General features: G+C 42.1%; 12 protein-coding genes and 1 pseudogene. 4 read left to right on the top strand and 9 right to left on the bottom strand.

The window, feature by feature from the left end; translation table 11 throughout:
- Positions 1 to 33: 33 nt before the first annotated feature.
- Both GTQ43_RS19345 and GTQ43_RS19340 read right to left on the bottom strand, forming a co-directional pair.
- The gene (locus tag GTQ43_RS19345; protein ID WP_265274391.1) at positions 34 to 1,467 is read right to left on the bottom strand and encodes a bifunctional orotidine-5'-phosphate decarboxylase/orotate phosphoribosyltransferase; all 1,434 of its coding nucleotides are present in this window, start codon (positions 1,465 to 1,467) and stop codon (positions 34 to 36) included.
- A 24-nt stretch (positions 1,468 to 1,491) separates the two neighbouring features.
- Entirely contained in the window at positions 1,492 to 2,088 is a 597-nt protein-coding gene (locus GTQ43_RS19340; RefSeq protein ID WP_265274390.1) for a cytochrome b/b6 domain-containing protein, read from the bottom strand.
- A 249-nt stretch (positions 2,089 to 2,337) separates the two neighbouring features.
- Between GTQ43_RS19340 and GTQ43_RS19335 the strand changes: the two genes are divergently transcribed.
- Positions 2,338 to 3,291: an alpha/beta fold hydrolase gene (locus GTQ43_RS19335; protein WP_265274389.1), complete on the top strand. Its 954-nt coding sequence runs from the start codon at positions 2,338 to 2,340 to the stop codon at positions 3,289 to 3,291.
- Between the two features lie 69 nt (positions 3,292 to 3,360).
- Here the strand turns inward: GTQ43_RS19335 and GTQ43_RS19330 are convergent, their stop codons facing one another.
- Positions 3,361 to 3,720, bottom strand: coding sequence for a BON domain-containing protein (locus tag GTQ43_RS19330; protein WP_265274388.1), 360 nt, complete (start codon positions 3,718 to 3,720; stop codon positions 3,361 to 3,363).
- A 344-nt stretch (positions 3,721 to 4,064) separates the two neighbouring features.
- On the opposite strand from GTQ43_RS19330, the gene ilvN reads away from it, so the two are divergent.
- The gene (ilvN, locus tag GTQ43_RS19325) at positions 4,065 to 4,583 is read left to right on the top strand and encodes an acetolactate synthase small subunit (protein WP_265274387.1); all 519 of its coding nucleotides are present in this window, start codon (positions 4,065 to 4,067) and stop codon (positions 4,581 to 4,583) included.
- A gap of 118 nt (positions 4,584 to 4,701) precedes the next feature.
- Here the strand turns inward: ilvN and GTQ43_RS19320 are convergent.
- The 5 genes and pseudogenes from GTQ43_RS19320 to GTQ43_RS19300 form a co-directional block, all read right to left on the bottom strand.
- A pseudogene (locus tag GTQ43_RS19320) lies at positions 4,702 to 4,968 on the bottom strand (DVUA0089 family protein); the annotation flags it as partial.
- A 128-nt stretch (positions 4,969 to 5,096) separates the two neighbouring features.
- Positions 5,097 to 6,014, bottom strand: a complete 918-nt coding sequence (locus GTQ43_RS19315; protein ID WP_265274386.1) for a M23 family metallopeptidase — start codon at positions 6,012 to 6,014, stop codon at positions 5,097 to 5,099.
- A gap of 353 nt (positions 6,015 to 6,367) precedes the next feature.
- A complete protein-coding gene (locus GTQ43_RS19310; RefSeq protein WP_265274385.1) occupies positions 6,368 to 6,805 on the bottom strand; it encodes a DUF6918 family protein in 438 nt (145 codons plus the stop codon).
- A 264-nt stretch (positions 6,806 to 7,069) separates the two neighbouring features.
- Positions 7,070 to 10,420 (bottom strand): efflux RND transporter permease subunit, encoded by a 3,351-nt coding sequence (locus tag GTQ43_RS19305; protein ID WP_265274384.1) that lies wholly within the window; start codon positions 10,418 to 10,420, stop codon positions 7,070 to 7,072.
- Between the two features lie 162 nt (positions 10,421 to 10,582).
- Entirely contained in the window at positions 10,583 to 12,256 is a 1,674-nt protein-coding gene (locus tag GTQ43_RS19300) for a mechanosensitive ion channel family protein (RefSeq protein ID WP_265274383.1), read from the bottom strand.
- 390 nt (positions 12,257 to 12,646) lie between these two features.
- Between GTQ43_RS19300 and ahcY the strand changes: the two genes are divergently transcribed.
- Positions 12,647 to 13,924 carry an adenosylhomocysteinase gene (gene ahcY, locus GTQ43_RS19295; protein ID WP_265274382.1) on the top strand — a complete coding sequence of 426 codons (1,278 nt, stop codon included), beginning with the start codon at positions 12,647 to 12,649 and terminating at the stop codon, positions 13,922 to 13,924.
- A 668-nt stretch (positions 13,925 to 14,592) separates the two neighbouring features.
- On the opposite strand, the gene GTQ43_RS19290 is transcribed toward ahcY, so the two are convergent.
- On the bottom strand, positions 14,593 to 15,645 hold the full coding sequence (locus GTQ43_RS19290; RefSeq protein ID WP_265274381.1) for a hypothetical protein: 1,053 nt from the start codon (positions 15,643 to 15,645) through the stop codon (positions 14,593 to 14,595).
- A 507-nt stretch (positions 15,646 to 16,152) separates the two neighbouring features.
- On the opposite strand from GTQ43_RS19290, the gene GTQ43_RS19285 reads away from it, so the two are divergent.
- The gene (locus tag GTQ43_RS19285; RefSeq protein ID WP_265274380.1) at positions 16,153 to 18,081 is read left to right on the top strand and encodes an alpha-amylase family glycosyl hydrolase; all 1,929 of its coding nucleotides are present in this window, start codon (positions 16,153 to 16,155) and stop codon (positions 18,079 to 18,081) included.
- Positions 18,082 to 18,345 lie beyond the last annotated feature (264 nt).

Genomic DNA, 18,345 nt, shown 5'->3' with positions numbered 1-18,345 from the left:
CAAATGAGAAAAATCCTCCCCAATGCCCAATTCCTAACTTTCAACAAAAGCTAAAAATTGCTCCTCATTTATTCGCCCTGCTTGATAGAGAGTATTAGTAATTTCCGAGATAGTTAAAACTGCATGACTACAATAACCATTTTGCTGTAACCTATCTTTCACCCCTTGTTCATGGTCGATCAATACCACAATATCATTAACATTTAATCCTGCTGATTCCAACTTTCCTGCTCCTTCCATAACACTTTTACCACTGATAAGAATATCATCAACCACTACAACCGTTTCACCAGGATGAAAGTTACCCTCAATAACTCTCCGCGTTCCGTGGGCTTTTACCTCTTTACGGGGGAAAATCATCGGACAATGAAGGCGCAAAGCTAAACCAGTTGCTGTGGGTAAAGAACCATAAGGAATACCTGCTAATCTATCAAAATTGAGATTCTTCAAAATATCCTCGTAAGCAGTGAGAACTTGATTAAAAACCTGGGGGTTAGAAATAATTTTGCGTAAGTCGATGTAATAAGGAAATATAGCTCCTGATGCTTGAACAAAGCTGCCAAACATAATACAGTCAATGTCATAAAGTTGTAAAATCAAATCCTGGTGGGGATGTTGATTTAGGAAACAAACATCAGGAAACCACACAGAACATGTAGAATTTTCGTGAATAATTTCAGTTTTTATTTGATTAATTTCTGCCCGTAAAGACTGGATTTCTTCAGACAATTTTGGTTTTGCCAACATATCTTGAGGAACAGGAATTAGTAAACCATCACCATTAGCATTCAAGCCCGCTTCTAAAATTTGCTTCAGATTTAGTCCCTCTGCCCAGATGCTACGCGCCATAATAATTCGTTCAGGTGCGATCGCTCGAATCAGTGCTAAAATCTCAGGATTGGTAGTTCCCACTTCCAAACCCAATTGTTCTGGAGTTCCCCAGGTTTTTGATTCTTTCACCACCTGTAAATAAAGGGGTGAATCCTTTGTAGGATATTGTTGTAAAGCTTCTGCACCTGGATTAGAAGTACAGCATAAAATAAACACAGCTTTATCAGGATAGACCAAAAAAGGTGCTATGTGATCTTGTCCTGTATAGGGACTGAGAGTAATTGCATCCACCTGCCATTTTGTAAACACAGTTTGGGCAAAGATGGTACTAGTATTTAAGTCACTGTGTTTGGCATCTAAAATAACTGGTATGTGCGCTGGAATAGCTGCTAAAGTCTTGTAAAGCAATTCTAAACCGGGAATACCTAACGCTTCGTAAAAGCCAAGTGTCGGTTTATAAGCACAAACGAAATCAGAAGTTTCAGTAATAATGAATTGTAACCACTTCTCCAAACCAGCAATGAGTTCTTCAGATTCATAACGCACAGGCATCATTTCTGGATTTGGATCGAGTCCTACAAATAATAAGCTTTGATTTTGTAAGATATTCCCATTCAATTTATCAAAAAAGTTCATATTTTTTGTTTAAAAAAAGATTATTTATAAAAACATTGATTCTGTTAATTCAGTACCACCAGCCTTACGCCCTAATCGAGAGTGAATTACTACAAATAAGATAACCATTGGCACTGAGGCCAAGTGAACAATTCGCAATGCTTGCCAACTGCCAAACAAATCTACAATCCAGGGAAATTGAGCAGGTTTATACATTCCTATTCCTGTAAATAATGCCAGGAGTAAGATCGGAATAATTGCTGTATATGCAATTCGATGCCAAGCATAAATTAAGCGCTGAGAATTATGACTTTTTTGTAAGGCTTTGAAGTCATTAGCACCGACAAACCGATGTCGCCAGCGCTGGGTAATTAAAATGTAAATTCCATACCATAAGAGATTTAGTGAGAATAACCACATTGCGGCAAAATGCCAGTGTCTACCCCCTGCAAGCCAACCTCCTAATGTAAATATTGGAGGAATATGCAAACCTGCGCGTCCACCAAATACAGGGTTAGCGTTGTAAATTTGTAATCCACTGGTGAGCATGATAAACAGACTAATGATGTTACACCAGTGGAAAATTTTTGCTTCTATTGCTTGATTGGGTAGCTTTCGAGTTTGGGAAGGGATTGAAGTCATGGTTTTGACTGATAAAATTTGCTGTTTATCTGTCTTGGGTGAATAGCTCTGCAAGTTTGCAGATGAGTATTATCTTTTGGAGTCCAAGTTGCCCAATTTATTGGGGCATTTAAGAAGATTAAAGTCGTTTTGTATCTTGTATGGAGGTATGTTGCAAATCCCGTAAATATGCAATGCCTGTTTTGCTATCCAAGGTGAAAAATCAAAGTTTTATAATGGTATTTTCACGCTGATGAATTAAAGGAACCTGTGACCACTACACTACACTGGCAAGAGCGGGTTGGTAATCAAAGGGATTGGGTTTGGCGCGGCTGGCAAACTCGCTATACTTACATTCGCTCTGCCCAAAATCACCAGAACACAACACCCCTAATATTGTTACATGGCTTTGGCGCTTCCATTGGTCATTGGCGGCATAATTTAGAGGTATTGGCTGAACATCACACCGTTTACGCCATTGATATGCTCGGTTTCGGTGCTTCCGAAAAAGCCGCAGCTAATTACAGCATCGAACTTTGGGTTGAGCAGGTTTACGACTTTTGGAAAACATTTATCCGTCAACCAGCTATTTTAGTAGGCAATTCCAACGGTTCACTGATTTCTATGGCTGCGGCGGCTACTCATCCCGATATGGTGCTGGGTATGGTGATGATGAGTTTACCCGACCCTTCACTAGAGCAAGAAGCAATCCCACCTGTGTTGCAACCGCTTGTTAGAGCAATTAAAAATATTGTCGCTTCGCCGTTGATTTTGAAACCCGTGTTTAACTTCGTGCGCCGTCCTGGGGTGCTGCGGCGCTGGGCTAGTTTTGCCTACGCTAACCCAGAGGCGATTACCGATGAATTGATAGAAATTTTAGCTGGCCCTCCCCAAGACCGAGGTTCGGCGAGGGCTTTTAGTGCTTTGTTCAAAGCTGCGATCGGAATTAACTTTAGTCCCAGTGTCAAGATAGTGTTACCAACCTTAACAATTCCCATGTTGTTAATTTGGGGACAAAAGGATCGGTTTGTTCCCCCATCTCTGGCTAGCCAATTCGCCCAGTACAACGAGAAGTTGGAAGTGCTGAATTTAGAAGACGTGGGTCATTGTCCCCATGATGAATGTCCTGAATTAGTCAACCAAGCTATTTTAGATTGGATTGAGAGACGGGTTAGCGTAGGCGTAGCCCGCCGCAAGCATCGCCAACCATTGGTTACTCCCTAAATTTTATCCAATGGGTGCGATCGCACCACCCAATACTTTGCCACTATTGAATTTGGCATTACTTAACGCCTAGCCAATGGTGGCTTGATTCGTATCAACATCTGTAGCGCCATTCACCGAACTAGCTACAGAAACCATCTTATTGAGAATTTCTTGACTGGGAACTTCGCCTTTTAACACCACAGTGCTACCAGTCTGAGCAACCCAAAGGGTATCAACATCATCAAGTTGGGGATCTTGATCGAATGCCAACGCCACCCGCTTTGCTAACCCACTTTGGTCATATTCGCCGCTTAATCCCAAACGTTCTGGGGGTATTGATTGTGTAGCAACATTACTACTAGTATCTGGCGCTATTGACTGCGGAGTAGGATTTACTTCTGCATTTTCAGGTTTTTCCATTCCAAATAATCTTTGTAACCAACCCATAAAAATTTTTCTCCTATTAGAGGCTTATTAAAGTTGAGTGTAAAAGCTTTACAAAAATGCCGCATCTACCAATGAAAAGAGATGAATTCCCTGAAATTCTTCCTTACAGAATAATTTCTGCCCAATTTATCTTTAGAAAATGCGATGAGTGTAACTATTGAGTTTACAATAAAAGGTCGCACTGACAATTAGTGCAGTAGTACATCACAGCAAAAACACCATACATTTTACAAAATGTCAAGAGTTTGAAACTCAAGGAATTTTGAATTTTGAATGAGTGAATTATGCAAAGCGGTACTAGTGTCTGCATTACTCAAATCCTGTTCTAGCCTCTGTTGGCGAAGATGAAACATACCCTTTCGGTTCTAGTAGAAGATGAGGCGGGTGTTCTTTCCCGCATTTCTGGTTTATTCGCCCGTCGCGGTTTTAATATTGAAAGCCTTGCTGTTGGCCCTGCTGAACAAGGAGGAGTCTCTCGCATTACGATGGTTGTACCTGGTGACGATCGCATTATCGAGCAACTCACCAAGCAACTATATAAATTAGTCAATGTCCTTAAAGTACAGGATATTACCGAAACCCCTTGCGTCGAGCGAGAATTGATGCTTTTAAAAGTGAATGCTAGTAGCAGCAATCGCTCAGAAGTTATTGAACTATCTCAAATTTTTCGGGCGCGAGTCGTGGATGTGGCGGAAGATTCTCTCACCTTAGAAGTTGTGGGAGATCCAGGTAAAATGGTAGCGATCGTGCAGGTGTTGCAAAAATTTGGTCTAAGAGAAATCGCCCGCACGGGTAAAATTGCCCTGACTCGTGAATCAGGTGTGAATACCGAGTTACTCAAATCTTTGGAAGCAAAGGTTTAGTTGGGAATTTAAATCAAGACTCAGAAATACTCAACCGCAAGCACATAAATCAAAGGCAGCAGAAGTTATAGTAGCAATTGTTACTATAACTTCTGCTCATCAACTACGTGTTGTATTCTTATGCAACACTTACTCCTAGCGTATAAGACAAATCAGGTACCAAGGGGCTACCGGAGAAAGTTCCGCCATCGGCAGGGAAGAGATTATATTTACTCACTGAAATGGAGTACGTACTTGCACCCAGAAAACTGTTGATTAATGACGAATTGCCACCACCACCATCATCATTACTGGTCACTAAATTCCCAGCGCTGTCAAAGAGTCCGAGAATTGTATCTCCCGATGTCACTGTCCTGATATTGACAGTTCCTGCACTTGCTAAGGTAAATGTAAAAAAGGGCTAAGTCTCCAAAACCAGGATTCGCAATGTTGTTATCTTCGTAGAAAATATTTAGATTATTTTTTATCTAGAGAAGGTGATGGAAGAACGATAATACAGTCAAATATTGAATGTTAACTTTGTGGCGATTTTGTTAAAGTATAAAACCTGTCAGAACGCATCTCAGTGCCATTTCGCCAAACTTCCACTTTTTCAGGACTAACTAAATAATAAAAACTACCATTATCTGCTCGATATCTACCTTTACCAATATTCAAAGCTGCGATTTTAATCGGCTTACTTGGGTCTTGCTTCAACTGACCAATATAAAATAACTGACCATTTTCTTCACAGACTTTTACACGAATACTTGTAGTCTCACCCTCAAGAATGGTAACTCCGTTGCATTTAGTATCAGTGCTAACAGTTGCAAAACCTATTAAAGGATGTGAAGATGAAACTTGTTTTGCTACTGGGAGTGTCGAGACTGGTCGGCTAGGGTTATCCACTTGCTGAACTTTAGAAGCAGAATTAATACTTGCAGTTAAGGATGACAACATCCGAAGGGGATCAACTGCTATTCGACCATTTGGATGGACTTCAAAGTGTAGATGAGGTGCAGTACTATTGCCTGTAGATCCCATTTCAGCAATAATTTGACCTTGAATGACCTGTTGACCCTTGCTCACCAACAAACGGCGATTGTGACCATAGACAGTGATACTGCCGTCAAGATGTTTAATAGTTATAGCATTGCCTAATCCCCAATCATCCCAACCTGCTTTGATGACTGTACCAGATGCAGCAGCAACAATCGGAGTTCCAGATGCCCCTGCAATATCAATTCCTTCATGTTGATATTTGCGAAAGCCTTGAGAAATAAACCCTTGAGTCGGCCAGATTAAATTAAAAGCAGATATAGAAGTTTGTTCAATTGGGGAATCGTCTGCTAACTGTGTTAGAGCAGATGTAGCTGTACTTAATATGGCGGTTAAGGATATTAACCCAATTAGTCCATACGTGCGGTATCGATAAACAGTAAATTTTTTCATAAGTCGCAAGTTTATTAAAACAATAATTCAGATAATTTCTGATTATTTGTTGTTTCAAGCCGATTCGGAAAATATCAGGAAATTTAGATAGGTTAGGACAGTATTGATTGCTCAGAGCAAGGAAGCAACTATTACACAACGGCGAAAATAAAGCTATGATTTGAAATCGCTAAAAAAACCTGTTGCATAAGTATTCTTAACTTTTTACTTTTGCCTTGTTGTACTGTGTTTATACTCCGCACGGACTAAGCTCACGGCTACTGCTAACAGTACTTTAAGGCTATATTTGCCCCGTATGCCAGCCACCGAAACATCAACGGCGGCATACGTTTATTATGATTCTTTCCTTCTGTTTAGACCTTAGTGTAATTCTCGATTACTTTGGCTAAGTCTGGCACTGCTTCTTCTACGTGCTTTTTGGCTGAACCGCGAAGTTTTTCATAGGTTCCTCGCACGATTTGGCGCTTGGCGTTCTTGACTCTAGCATCGGTTACACCCAGTAGCGCATCTGCCGTATGGGAGCGATTCGCACTTAAGTATTCAATTGGATTACCTTTCTCTACACCTTGACTCCAGATGGGATCGAGTGCCGTGAAGCACTGTGGTAGTATCTGTTCAACGACGTAGGGAATATACCCTGGCTTAACTCCCTTCAGAGCCGCGAAAGCAGTTTTCAAAGCGATACCGCTTATACCCGACTTGGATGCAAGCTGTCCTTCTATCATGTTGCAACAGTCATCTATGACCATAGCCTTTTTGGTCGGGTTCAAAAGTCCTTCGCTAAGTCCCATTGTATTTTTCCTTATCTAAGTACCTAATTTCTATTCGACTAATTTTTTTAGCAAGCAGGAAATTACAGAAAATGGTATCAGAATTAGAAGATGTTATGGATATAAGCGTTTTCTCTAGGCACAGAGAAGCCAATTGGTATCAATTTAAGTTTGCTGGGAAAGTAAGTTCGTAGTAAGGACTTTAGTCTTTATTTTCTAAGCACTAAAGTTCTTACTACAAACCGTCAAAACTAGGCACTTTCTAGAGAAATTAAGCGTAAAAGGTTAGATTATCCCATCCTCCTGAGACCGGAGTTGTGTCTGTGGCTGACTTGAACCAGCAGGTAAATCCCCATGTCCAGATGATCCCGAAGCTCCGTTAGGAGAATCTGGAGGGTTTGAGCCACCCGATCGCTTCCGAGAGAATATAGCCTGAGCTATGCTCTTAACCAAAATATAGAGAATTGGCACTAAGAACAAACTCAAGAACGTTGAAAGCATCAGCCCCCCAAAGAGCGCGGTTCCTAGAGACCAACGGCTACTGGCTCCAGCCCCTTGAGAAATCACCAAGGGTAAAAATCCTAACAACGCTGCAAAGGAAGTCATTAAGATTGGTCGCAGACGTTCTTGCCCTGCTTTCACCGCCGCCCGTGTGTAGCTCATGCCTTGCTCATGCTGTTGATTGGCAAATTCCACGACTAAAATCGCGTTCTTTGCGGCTAGACCAATCAAAGTCACCAGACCTACCTGGCAATAGATATCATCCACCACTTTGGGGAAGAGGCTACCTGCCATGAAAATATTAGAACGTAGCCAAATCGCTGTCATCGCTCCCAATACCGCTAGGGGAACTGTCAGCAAAATAATGATCGGGTCAACGTAGCTTTCATACTGAGCCGCCAGCACAAGAAAGACAATAACGAAGGCGAAGGCAAAAATCAAGCCTGTAGATCCCCCAGATGTTTTTTCCTGGAGATAAGTCCCTGTCCACTCGTAACCAAAGCCTTGAGGTAAGACTTCTGCTGCTAGTTTCTCCATTGCTTGAATCGCCTGTCCAGAACTAGCACCGGGAGCCGGAGCGCCCTGAACTTTGATTGACCTGTACAAGTTATAATGGGAAATTGTTTTCGGCCCCACAAAGGGAGTAACTTTCACCAGATTGCTTAAGGGAATCATCGCCCCACTTCCAGAGCGAACATACAGCTTGCCAATATCATCTGGATTAGAGCGGAAAACCCCATCTGCTTGGACATATACTCGATACTGTCGCTGTCCCTGCACAAAGTCATTTACATATTGCGACCCTAAGTAAGTTTGCAATGCCCCAAAGATGTCGCTGAGTTCAACGTTGAGAGCTTTGGCTTGGTTGCGGTTCACTTGGATGTCAAACTGAGGAGTGTCTGCGGTGAACTGAGTAAAGACTCGTTGTAAAACGGGGTTTTTATTTGCTGCCCCAATGAATTTTTGAGCAGTATCAAGCAGGGTTTGAATCGGCGCACTTCCGGTTTTATCTTGAATGATAAACTCAAAACCACCCGTACTACTTAACCCTCTAACTGGCGGAGCATTTACAGCGATCGCTCTAGCATCTGTAATTGTCGAGAGCTTTTTGTTCATCCTCTGAAGTATTCCATAGACAGACTGAGATTCTTCAGGTCTCTCTTTCCAGGATTTCAGGTTAGCAAAGGCAATGCCTAAATTAGAAGCGTTGCCATCGAAACCAAAGCCACTAATCATAAAACTAGCTTGAACTTCAGGAAGCGATGTTACTTCTTTAACAACCCTATCCATAACAGATTCGGTGTATTTCAAAGAAACCCCGTCAGGCCCCTGGACAATTACAAAGAAGTAACCCTGATCTTCCTCTGGGATAAATCCGGTAGGCACTGCTTTGTACATCAAAACCGTTGCTACTAAACCAGCGATGAAAACCCCAAATACAATGGGCTTGATATGGGTGAGGTAGCTAACAAACCCGACATATCGGCGCGTAAACCAGCTAAATCCCCGATTAAACAGCCCAAAAAACCACCCCAAAGGGCCCCATCCAGGTTGAGCCGGGCGCATCAAGATAGCTGCCATACTGGGAGAGAAAGTTAAAGCATTGAAGGTCGAAATGGCAATAGAGCAAGCAACGGTTAACCCAAATTGTTTGTAGACAATCCCAGTAGTACCCGGAATGAATGTAACTGGAATGAATACCGCCATGAGTACAAGTGAAGTGGCAATGACTGCCCCAGTCAACTCTTTCATGGCTTCCATCGCCGCCTCCAAGGGCCTCATGCCCTGCTCCAGTTTGACTGCAACTGCCTCCACTACAATAATCGCATCATCCACAACAAGACCGATCGCAAGGACGAAACCAAATAAGGTCAGTGTATTAATCTGAAATCCTAAAACCAACAGAGCCGCACACGTCCCAACCAGGGAAACGGGGATGGCAACAGTGGGAATAATTGTGGTACGCCAGTCTTGCAAAAAGATGAAAATTACCAAGACCACCAAGATAATCGCTTCAACCAGAGTTTGTAGAACTTCTTCTAAAGAAATTTCTACAAATGGAGTAGTATCAAATGCCACCTGTCCTTTTAGTCCAGGTGGAAAACTCTTCTCTAGTATTTTGATCTGGTTTTCAACAGCATGGGCTACGTCCAGGGCATTACTACCAGGAAGTTGATATATCCCCAAACCTACGGCTGCCTTGGGAGCATTTCCTGGGATGGTGAATTTGGCATCAGCGAGATAGCTTTCTGCACCTAGTTCAACTCGACCAACATCTCTGACCTTAACTAGGGTGCTATTAGTGTTGCTGGTGCTATTAGTAGTGCTATTAGTAGTGTTATTTGTGGTGGTATTAGTGCCACCTTGAGTTACTTTCAGCACCATATCCTCAAATTCAGCCGCATCTTTAAATCGACTGGTTGCCCGTAAAGCAAATTCAAAACTTTGATTATCTGGTGCTGGTTCCTTACCAATCGACCCTGCACCCACCTGAATATTTTGTTCTTGCAGGGCAGTTGCCACATCTTGAGGAGTTAGTTGATGTTGGGCAAGCTTGTTGGGATCAAGCCAAAGACGCATGGCATATTTGCGCTCCCCGAAAATCGTGGCTTTTCCTACACCAGGAAGCCGTTTGATCTGATCGAGGATATACAGATCGACATAGTTACTGATAAAAATGTTGTCATACTCATTATTTTCTGAGTAAAACCCATAGACGAGAAGGAGACTGCTCGATGCCGTTTCAACGGTGACACCTGTTTGTTGAACAGTATTTGGCAGTTGAGGTGAAGCAAGTGTTTCTTTATTTTGAACGTTTACTTGAGCAATATCGCTATTGACATTAGTCGGGAAGGAAACAGTTATATTGCTGGAACCATCGTTACCCGTATTAGAAGATATATAGGATACATCTTTAACACCATTAATTTGTCGCTCAATAATGTTGGTGACAGTGCTTTCTGTTGTTTGAGCATCCGCACCAGTGTTATTGGAGCTAACGGTGATTTGTACCGGAGCGAGGTCTGGTAACTGAGAAATGGGAAGGATCGGAATACAGATGCTTCCCAGCAATAAGATGATGAACGTACAGACCGTAGTTAGGACTGGACGTTTGATAAAGGTGTTGACAAACATAAATCCAGGAACAGTTTAATACTGGTTATGGATGGAGTAGCTTTTTATTAATATAAGAATTTATTAAGGTTTAGTGTTGGCGATCGCGCAAAATTAGATATTGGGCAAAATAGTTCTGAGTTCTGAGTAAAGAAGCGAGATTCCCTACTCAGCACTCAGCACTCAAGACTCAGTACTCATTTCAGCTTTGCCGTTACTCTGAAAATTTAACGACTGCTCGTCATTTACCCAAATTGCTTGTTGAGGCACAGAAATGGAAATTCCAGCTTTGTCTAGGGCAACTTTTAGACGGCGGCGAAACTCCCGTGCTACATCCCATTGCTTGAGGGGCTGTGTTTTAAACCAGACACGAATAATCAAACCGCGATCGCCAAATTGATCGATTCCCAAAACTTGCGGCGGTTCCAAAATTTGACGTTGCCAATGGGATTCTTGATTCATCTCAAAAGCAACTGTTTCAATCAACTTCAAAGCATTTTCTGTATCGGCTTGATAGGCGATGGGAACCGTTAAATCGGCTCGTGACCAACGACTAGAAAGATTGGCTACAACTTTAATTTCACTATTGGGAATTGTGATTAAGCGCCCTTCGGAATCCCGTACTTGGGTCATCCGCAGATTCAAATTTTCTACTAAGCCTCCCACGTCTCCTACACTAATCACATCGCCTAAAGCGTACTGGTCTTCTAGAATAATCAGGAAACCGTTAATTGCATCTTTAATTAAGTTTTGCGAGGCTAGAGACACCGCAACACCAACTAAACTCGCACCCGCTAGTAAGGGAACAATATCTATCCCCAAGGATACCAGGGCTAACAAGAAGCCTACTCCTATCCAGATAACAGTAGTGATACTTTTAGTCACACCAGAAAATGTGGAAACTCTCAGTTGCAGCCGTGCAGAACTTTCTGGAGTCAGGAAAGCACCACTGCTGATCAGAGTGGAGGCGAAGCGGTCAATTAGGGCGTATGTCAAACGGATGGCTACATAGATTCCCAGGCATACGATGCCTAATCGCAAAGGAAATTGAAAAGCATTGAGAATTCCTACCTGAAACCCTCGTGTATAGGGAAATAGACCCAAAATAAAAAAGCTTCCACCTCCCCAAATTCCGGCTTGACTTAGCTGAAATAATCGTCTTTTGACTTCTTGGAGATGGTTCTTTTGCTGTTGATTCAGTTGTGTTGTAATTGGTTGATTTGCTGCTGGTGAAATTGGCGAGTTTAGCAGTTCTCTGGGGAGTTGGGAGGCGACAGGATTGACTGAATCTGAATCCTTTTGGGAACGTCGTTGCCAGCCATATAGACCCAAACTTATAATCACCATTAGCACTCCGGTGCCCGCGGCAATTTTACCTTGGTTAATTAAAGATTGAGTTTGTCTTTCTTGCTTTGCTTCTTGCAAGTCTTCTTGTAACGATTCGGCGACTTGATTTGCCGATGTGGATATATCTACTTGTCGCAGTCCAGCATCCTCAGAAGTAACGGTCATCAGATATTGACCGTTGACATAAATTACTGGTAATTCGTTGACTTTCCGAACTTCTACTTTGACTGCTGTTTTTTGTGGTGACTGAAAGTAATTTTGACCAATTTTCTGCAACTTCTTTTGAATATCTTCTGAACGCTCAGGAAAGTTGGCTTTTGATGCTGCGATCTGAAATAACCGCCGACCATCTAAATAAATCCAGCCTGTGACAAGTCTATCATTTGAATCATTACTGACACTGCTGGGAGCTTGTAACTGAGGTAATAAAGGAATCTGGGCTGTGGCTTTTGGCATAGGTACAACGGTTATGGCCATTGAACTAGCGATCGCCAAAAATTGAAAACGCACTTAAACACCTCCTTGAGTAAAATCTACTAATTTATTACTTCAACTATCCTGCGTAATTACTTTGGGTAGATGTACCTATCTAAAGTTGAGGTTTTGTTTTGAGATCGTGAAATTTTGATGTTGCTTTATTTTTTATCTATCTTTAGATAGATGACAGTGTAGTGATAAACAGCATTTAAAGCTTAGGAGAGTCTTACTCTTACCAAAGATAAAACAAAAAGGAAGAAGCTGGCGATGAAGTTGACATTGTGGTAATCAAACGTCAAGCTAGTTTTGAGGACTGTTGACTAGCGATTTGCTTTCTTACAAGCAAAAATTGCCAGTTGTACAATAACCTAGTAGAGTGCGTAAAATTTACGTAGCTTTTTTAATTTTTTGAGGTAACTTTTGATGACCGCAACTTCTCCCCGATTAAAGCACGAGGTTAAAGACCTCGGCCTAGCTGCCTTGGGAAGACAGCGCATTGAATGGGCTGGACGCGAAATGCCAGTTTTGAAGCAAATCCGCGATCGCTTTGCGATCGAAAAGCCTTTCGCTGGTTTACGCCTTGTAGCTTGCGCCCACATTACAACAGAAACAGCACATTTGGCGATCGCTCTGAAAGCCGGTGGTGCAGATGCGCTTTTAATTGCTAGTAACCCCTTATCAACTCAAGATGACGTAGCAGCTAGCCTCGTCGCCGATCATGAAATTCCTGTCTTTGCTCAAAAAGGCGAAGATAACGCAACTTATAACCGCCACGTCCAAATAGCTTTAGATCATCGCCCCAACATTATTGTTGATGACGGTAGCGATGTGGTTGCAACTTTAGTACAAGAACGCCAACACCAAATCGCTGATTTGATTGGTAGCACCGAAGAAACCACCACCGGTATCGTACGGCTACGCGCCATGTTTAGAGAAGGCGTTCTCACCTTTCCCGCAGTCAACGTCAACGACGCTGATACCAAGCACTTCTTTGATAATCGCTATGGGACTGGACAATCAACCCTAGATGGCATTATCCGCGCCACAAATATTTTGTTGGCTGGGAAGAACATTGTTGTCGTCGGTTATGGCTGGTGTGGCAAAGGTACAGCCCTCCGCGCCCGTGGGATGGGTGCTAACGTCATCGTCACCGAAATCGACCCAATCAAGGCAATTGAAGCCGTAATGGATGGCTTCCGCGTTCTGCCAATGGCTAAAGCTGCACCTGAAGGTGATATTTTTATCACTGTGACTGGTAACAAGCACGTCGTTCGCGGCGAACACTTCGATGTCATGAAAGACGGTGCGATCGTTTGTAACTCCGGTCACTTCGACTTAGAACTTGATTTGAAATACTTGGCTGCACAAGCTAAGGAAATCAAAGATGTTCGTCCTTTCACTGAAGAGTATAAATTGAAAAATGGTAAATCAGTTGTCGTTCTCGGACAAGGACGCTTGATTAACCTAGCTGCGGCTGAAGGACACCCAAGCGCAGTAATGGATATGAGTTTTGCAAACCAAGCTTTGGCTTGTGAATTCTTGGTGAAGAATAAGGGTAAGTTAGCCCCTGGTTTGCACTCAATTCCGGTTGAAGTCGATCAAGAAATTGCTCGTTTGAAGTTGCAAGCTATTGGGATCACAATTGATAGCTTGACAGCAGATCAAATTGAGTACATCAATTCTTGGACAAGTGGAACTTAATACATTGATTAATTAATTTTTTGAGGGATAGGCTTTTTGCTTATCCCTTTTTTTATTTCTCACGCAGAGAGCGCGAAGGGAAATGAAAAGCTTTTATAAGGGGCTTTATATTAAATCTTGTTCAGAAATGATAGCATAAAACTATCTTTAGCCTTGCTTGCATAACTGGTCAACCCTTAAAATTGCTGTTTCATGACTTTTTCAGCAACCTCTATGTATGAATCTTGGCGTAGAGACGCGAAAGCGCGTAGCTGGACGTTAGCGCGCATTGGTGTCAACTTAAGAGGATGTTTGAAAAATCCTGATTTATGTATCAAATATTCTTTTACCCCACCCTAACCCTCCCCTTATAAAGGGGAGGGAACCGGATTTCCCTGTTTCCCCCCTTTATAAGGGGGGATTAAGGGGGGGTAATCATTCGATTAGTATCACAAGAACTTTTCAAACAACTTCTAACGTAAAAGTGATGTCCCGCAAGGAACTAAAGTTCCTTGCTAATAGCGCAAGTCATCTGAAGATGACTAAGTACCCGCAAAAACCTCTAGTCTACTTCAGTAGACTTTAGCCTTGCCCTGGCAATGGAATAGAGCCTCCGGCACGCTGCGCGAACGCGGCTATACGAAACTTTACCCACCTCCGTGGGTTTCAAATTCCTAGAGTCTGTTGTACTAAGTGAACTCTATAGTTTCAACAAACTCTAAAATACTCTCTTTAATGTCTTCAGCCTCTTCTTCAAGGGAATCGGGAGTTTCGCCGTTAAGAAAGCTGTGCTGACTACTAACTATATACAAAAATTCACCACTGACAAAGGTAAGCAGCCCTCGGTACGCATCTAATCTAATAGCAGTTCCATTGTTTTCTTGCTTAGAAATCGTCGAACCTTTAGGCATATCAATTAACACATAGTAAGCCCCTCGCAAAGTGTCTGCCAGATATTCGCTATACTCCACAGAAGCATCTGGTACATTGGCAAAAATTGCTTGGGGTACATACTTGTCTACTAAAATTGTTTGTAAATATTCTTCTTGTCCAACAGACTCCAGTTCCTCTAACTGTTCTAAAGGAAAAGGATAATAATCAATTCTTAGCAAAGTACCGATATCATCAGAAAATCCAACCACTCCTTCCTGGCTTTGAATTCTACCGCCCTGCTGCGAATCGACCGGAATCGGGACTGTAAAATTACCCAATGGAGATTGATATATCTGTTCGCTAAAATCTTCTATAACTACTGTCTCATCTTCGTCGTCATCTGCATATTCTTCCTCTTCTGCTTCTTTAAAAGCCGCAATTACCTCCTTAATAATTTCCTCTGCTTCTTCATCCTCAAGTTCTAAGGCTGCTTGTAGCTTTTTGAGGTAGGCTTGTTTTGATTTAGGGATGGCAAGTTCATCGTCTAAAAGCACTATTACTCCAGCAGCAAAACCATCTAGCACTAATTCATCCGAAAGAGATACTTTGGCAGTATTAAACAGAGCCCCAATTCCCTCTTCTTCTGCAATGGCGAGGAGTCTATCAACTATTTCGGTAATTTCATCTTCTGAGTATTCCTCGAAAACCTCGAATTCCCAGAGAATACCTGCTAAACTTTCTGCATCTACATCTTCAATGGATAAATCAGCGATCGCAGTCACAGTTGCGATCGCTGCTACTGCTTCCTCTGGACTTAGTGATTCTTCTGATGTCTCTGATGAGTTAAAAACCTTATCATACTTGGTCATAATTGCTACCTAAATTAAATCCTTAATAGTAATAACAGATTGAAAGTGACAATGGTCAGTTTACCAATGGAGCGAATCTTCTAGAAAAAAATTAGCGAATAGTTGGTCAACTTATCCCACACCTACGAAAACATCGTATTAGTCATTAGTACCAATCACTAATGACCAATGACTAATGACTATTAATAACTGCTATAGCAGTCCTAAATCATTTTTGAAAATTATATATCTCTTTCTTCTTTCTTCCCTTTGCGTACTTGGCATACTTGGCGGTTAGTTTCCTTCTCTATATTTTTCATAAATCCAATAGGACTGCTATATATTCCTTTATTTTTATCCTCTAGCAGATGAATTATATCTATCGATAGAATTATAAACTAGCTAGCGATAGATACCTACACCATGAGCAGGATGTCACAATACCGATGTTTGTAGTGACACACAATACTTGAAACATTGTAGTGCTGGTTCTACAAGTATCAATTACATAAAATTTCGAGTTTTTTTATGGTAAAAACCCCTCCATCCCAATTTTCACCAGATCAATACAAAGTTGATTCTGCCCAAGAAAAAGTAGAAACTATTATAGAAACCCCATCATCAGATACGGAGATTGACCTGGAGTTTCTTTACACCAGAGATATTGAGTTTCGTCAAGAAACAATTTACTTTCTTGTGGTCGATCGCTTTTATGATGGCGACCCAGATAATAGCGAGGGTGCAAATTCAGAACTGTACGATCCTAATAGACAAGAATGGGGTAAGTACTGGGGTGGTGACTTGCAAGGTGTGATTGATAAATTAGATTATCTGAAAAATATGGGAGTGACTGCCATTTGGTTAACTCCACTATTTGAGCAAGTAGAACAGTTATTTATTAGCAATGCGGCGATGCATGGCTATTGGACAAAAGACTTTAAGCGGATTAATCCTCGCTACATTGCTGAGGGCGAGAACCCTTCATTAAACGCTACTCAAGAAGAAAAAAATACAACCTTTGATCGGTTAATTGCGGAACTGCATAAGCGGAATATGAAACTGGTGCTGGATATTGTCTGCAACCACAGCAGCCCTGATACCAGTGGTAGCAAAGGGGAATTATTTGATGATGGAGTCAAAATTGCTGACTTCAATAATGATGTCAATCATTGGTATCATCATTATGGTGAAGTGCAAAACTGGGAAGACGATTGGCAAGTACAGAATTGTGAACTAGCGGGTCTGGCAACCTTCAACGAAAACAATACAGAATATCGGCAGTATATTAAGTCAGCAATTAAACAATGGCTAGACCGGGGTGTAGATGCACTGCGGGTTGATACTGTCAAGCACATGCCCATCTGGTTTTGGCAAGAATTCACTGGTGAGATGACCAATCACAAACCAGATGTATTTATTTTTGGTGAATGGATTTACAGTAATCCTAGTGACGATCGCTCCGTAGAATTTGTTAACCACTCAGGGATGACACTTCTAGACTTTGGGCTGTGCGTAGCAATTCGAGCCGCACTAGGGCAAGGTTCAGAAATGGGATTCCAAACAATTCAATACATTTTTGACCAGGATTATCGTTATAACGGGGCAACAGAATTAGTTACCTTCATCGATAACCATGATATGTGTCGCTTCCAATCGCTGAATCCCGATCCAGCGATGCTAAAGGTTGCGATCGCCTTAATTATGACATCTCGCGGTATTCCCTGTATATATTACGGCACAGAACAGTATTTACATAACGATACTGATGGCGGTAACGACCCATATAACCGCCCAATGATGGAAAATTGGGATACTGACAGTGAGATTTATTGGTGCATCAGATTGCTGTCTGGTTTACGGCGACTGAATCCAGCCGTGTCAATGGGTAGCCATTGGCAGAAATACTTGACTCCTGATGTTTACTGTTATGTGCGCCGTTATCGTGATTCTCTGTGTTTTGTCGCTTTAAACCGGGGAGGAGAAGTTACTCTAAGAGAAGTAGACACAGAATTGCCCGATGGTGAGCATACTTGCGTGGTGACTCGTAACAAATATGAAGTTAAAGACGGCAAGATTTATGACCTAGTACTACAAGAACGGGGAATACTTGTTTTCAGCCATGTTGGGGAACGCATCAAAGGACAAACAATTGTCCGCATCCAACTCAATGGCGTGGATACCAAACCTGGTGAAATCATTGTAGTGACAGGAGACTGCCCAGAGTTGGGTAACTGGGATATCAGTAAAGCATATCCTTTAGAGTACATCAACTCCAATACCTGGTCTGCTGAGATTCCCTTTGATGAAAGTGCTGGTAAACTGATTGCTTACAAGTATGCCATGTGGCGGGAAGGGCGATCGCCTCTGCGGGAAAATCTGGTAAATCGTCGTTGGGTGATTGCGAAAGAAGGTACTGTCAAATGGCGTGATACCTGGGCATCAGGAAGAGAATCGTAGAGTTTATATGTTATGGATTAATCGCATCTCTTCTAATTCTTGTACAGACGCGATTAACAAAATTTGGGGGTTTAATATCATGTCCGCATAAGTAGTTACTATTCCCGTAGTCATTGCACCCCACCCCCAACCCTTTCCCACCTGTGGGGAGGGAAGACAAAGCACAGCTTTGGCGGGGTGGGGTTATTCGGGTTTAATAAGCAAGCGGACATGATATAAGTCTCCTGCCTCTATAGGCAGCAGGTTTTGTATCGGGGTTTAAAT

The organism is Nostoc sp. KVJ3, from assembly GCF_026127265.1.
GTDB lineage: Bacteria > Cyanobacteriota > Cyanobacteriia > Cyanobacteriales > Nostocaceae > Nostoc.
Note: the sequence above shows the minus strand (reverse complement) of the source record. Positions and strands in the feature narration are given on the sequence as shown.

What these genes read in the sequence shown, in the direction of transcription:
- GTQ43_RS19345 (WP_265274391.1), bottom strand. Translation starts at nt 1,467, where the DNA reads ATGAACTTTTTTGATAAATTGAATGGGAATATCTTACAAAATCAAAGC.
- GTQ43_RS19340 (WP_265274390.1), bottom strand. Translation starts at nt 2,088, where the DNA reads ATGACTTCAATCCCTTCCCAAACTCGAAAGCTACCCAATCAAGCAATA.
- GTQ43_RS19330 (WP_265274388.1), bottom strand. Translation starts at nt 3,720, where the DNA reads ATGGGTTGGTTACAAAGATTATTTGGAATGGAAAAACCTGAAAATGCA.
- ilvN (WP_265274387.1), top strand. Translation starts at nt 4,065, where the DNA reads ATGAAACATACCCTTTCGGTTCTAGTAGAAGATGAGGCGGGTGTTCTT.
- GTQ43_RS19315 (WP_265274386.1), bottom strand. Translation starts at nt 6,014, where the DNA reads ATGAAAAAATTTACTGTTTATCGATACCGCACGTATGGACTAATTGGG.
- GTQ43_RS19310 (WP_265274385.1), bottom strand. Translation starts at nt 6,805, where the DNA reads ATGGGACTTAGCGAAGGACTTTTGAACCCGACCAAAAAGGCTATGGTC.
- GTQ43_RS19305 (WP_265274384.1), bottom strand. Translation starts at nt 10,420, where the DNA reads ATGTTTGTCAACACCTTTATCAAACGTCCAGTCCTAACTACGGTCTGT.
- ahcY (WP_265274382.1), top strand. Translation starts at nt 12,647, where the DNA reads ATGACCGCAACTTCTCCCCGATTAAAGCACGAGGTTAAAGACCTCGGC.
- GTQ43_RS19290 (WP_265274381.1), bottom strand. Translation starts at nt 15,645, where the DNA reads ATGACCAAGTATGATAAGGTTTTTAACTCATCAGAGACATCAGAAGAA.
- GTQ43_RS19285 (WP_265274380.1), top strand. Translation starts at nt 16,153, where the DNA reads ATGGTAAAAACCCCTCCATCCCAATTTTCACCAGATCAATACAAAGTT.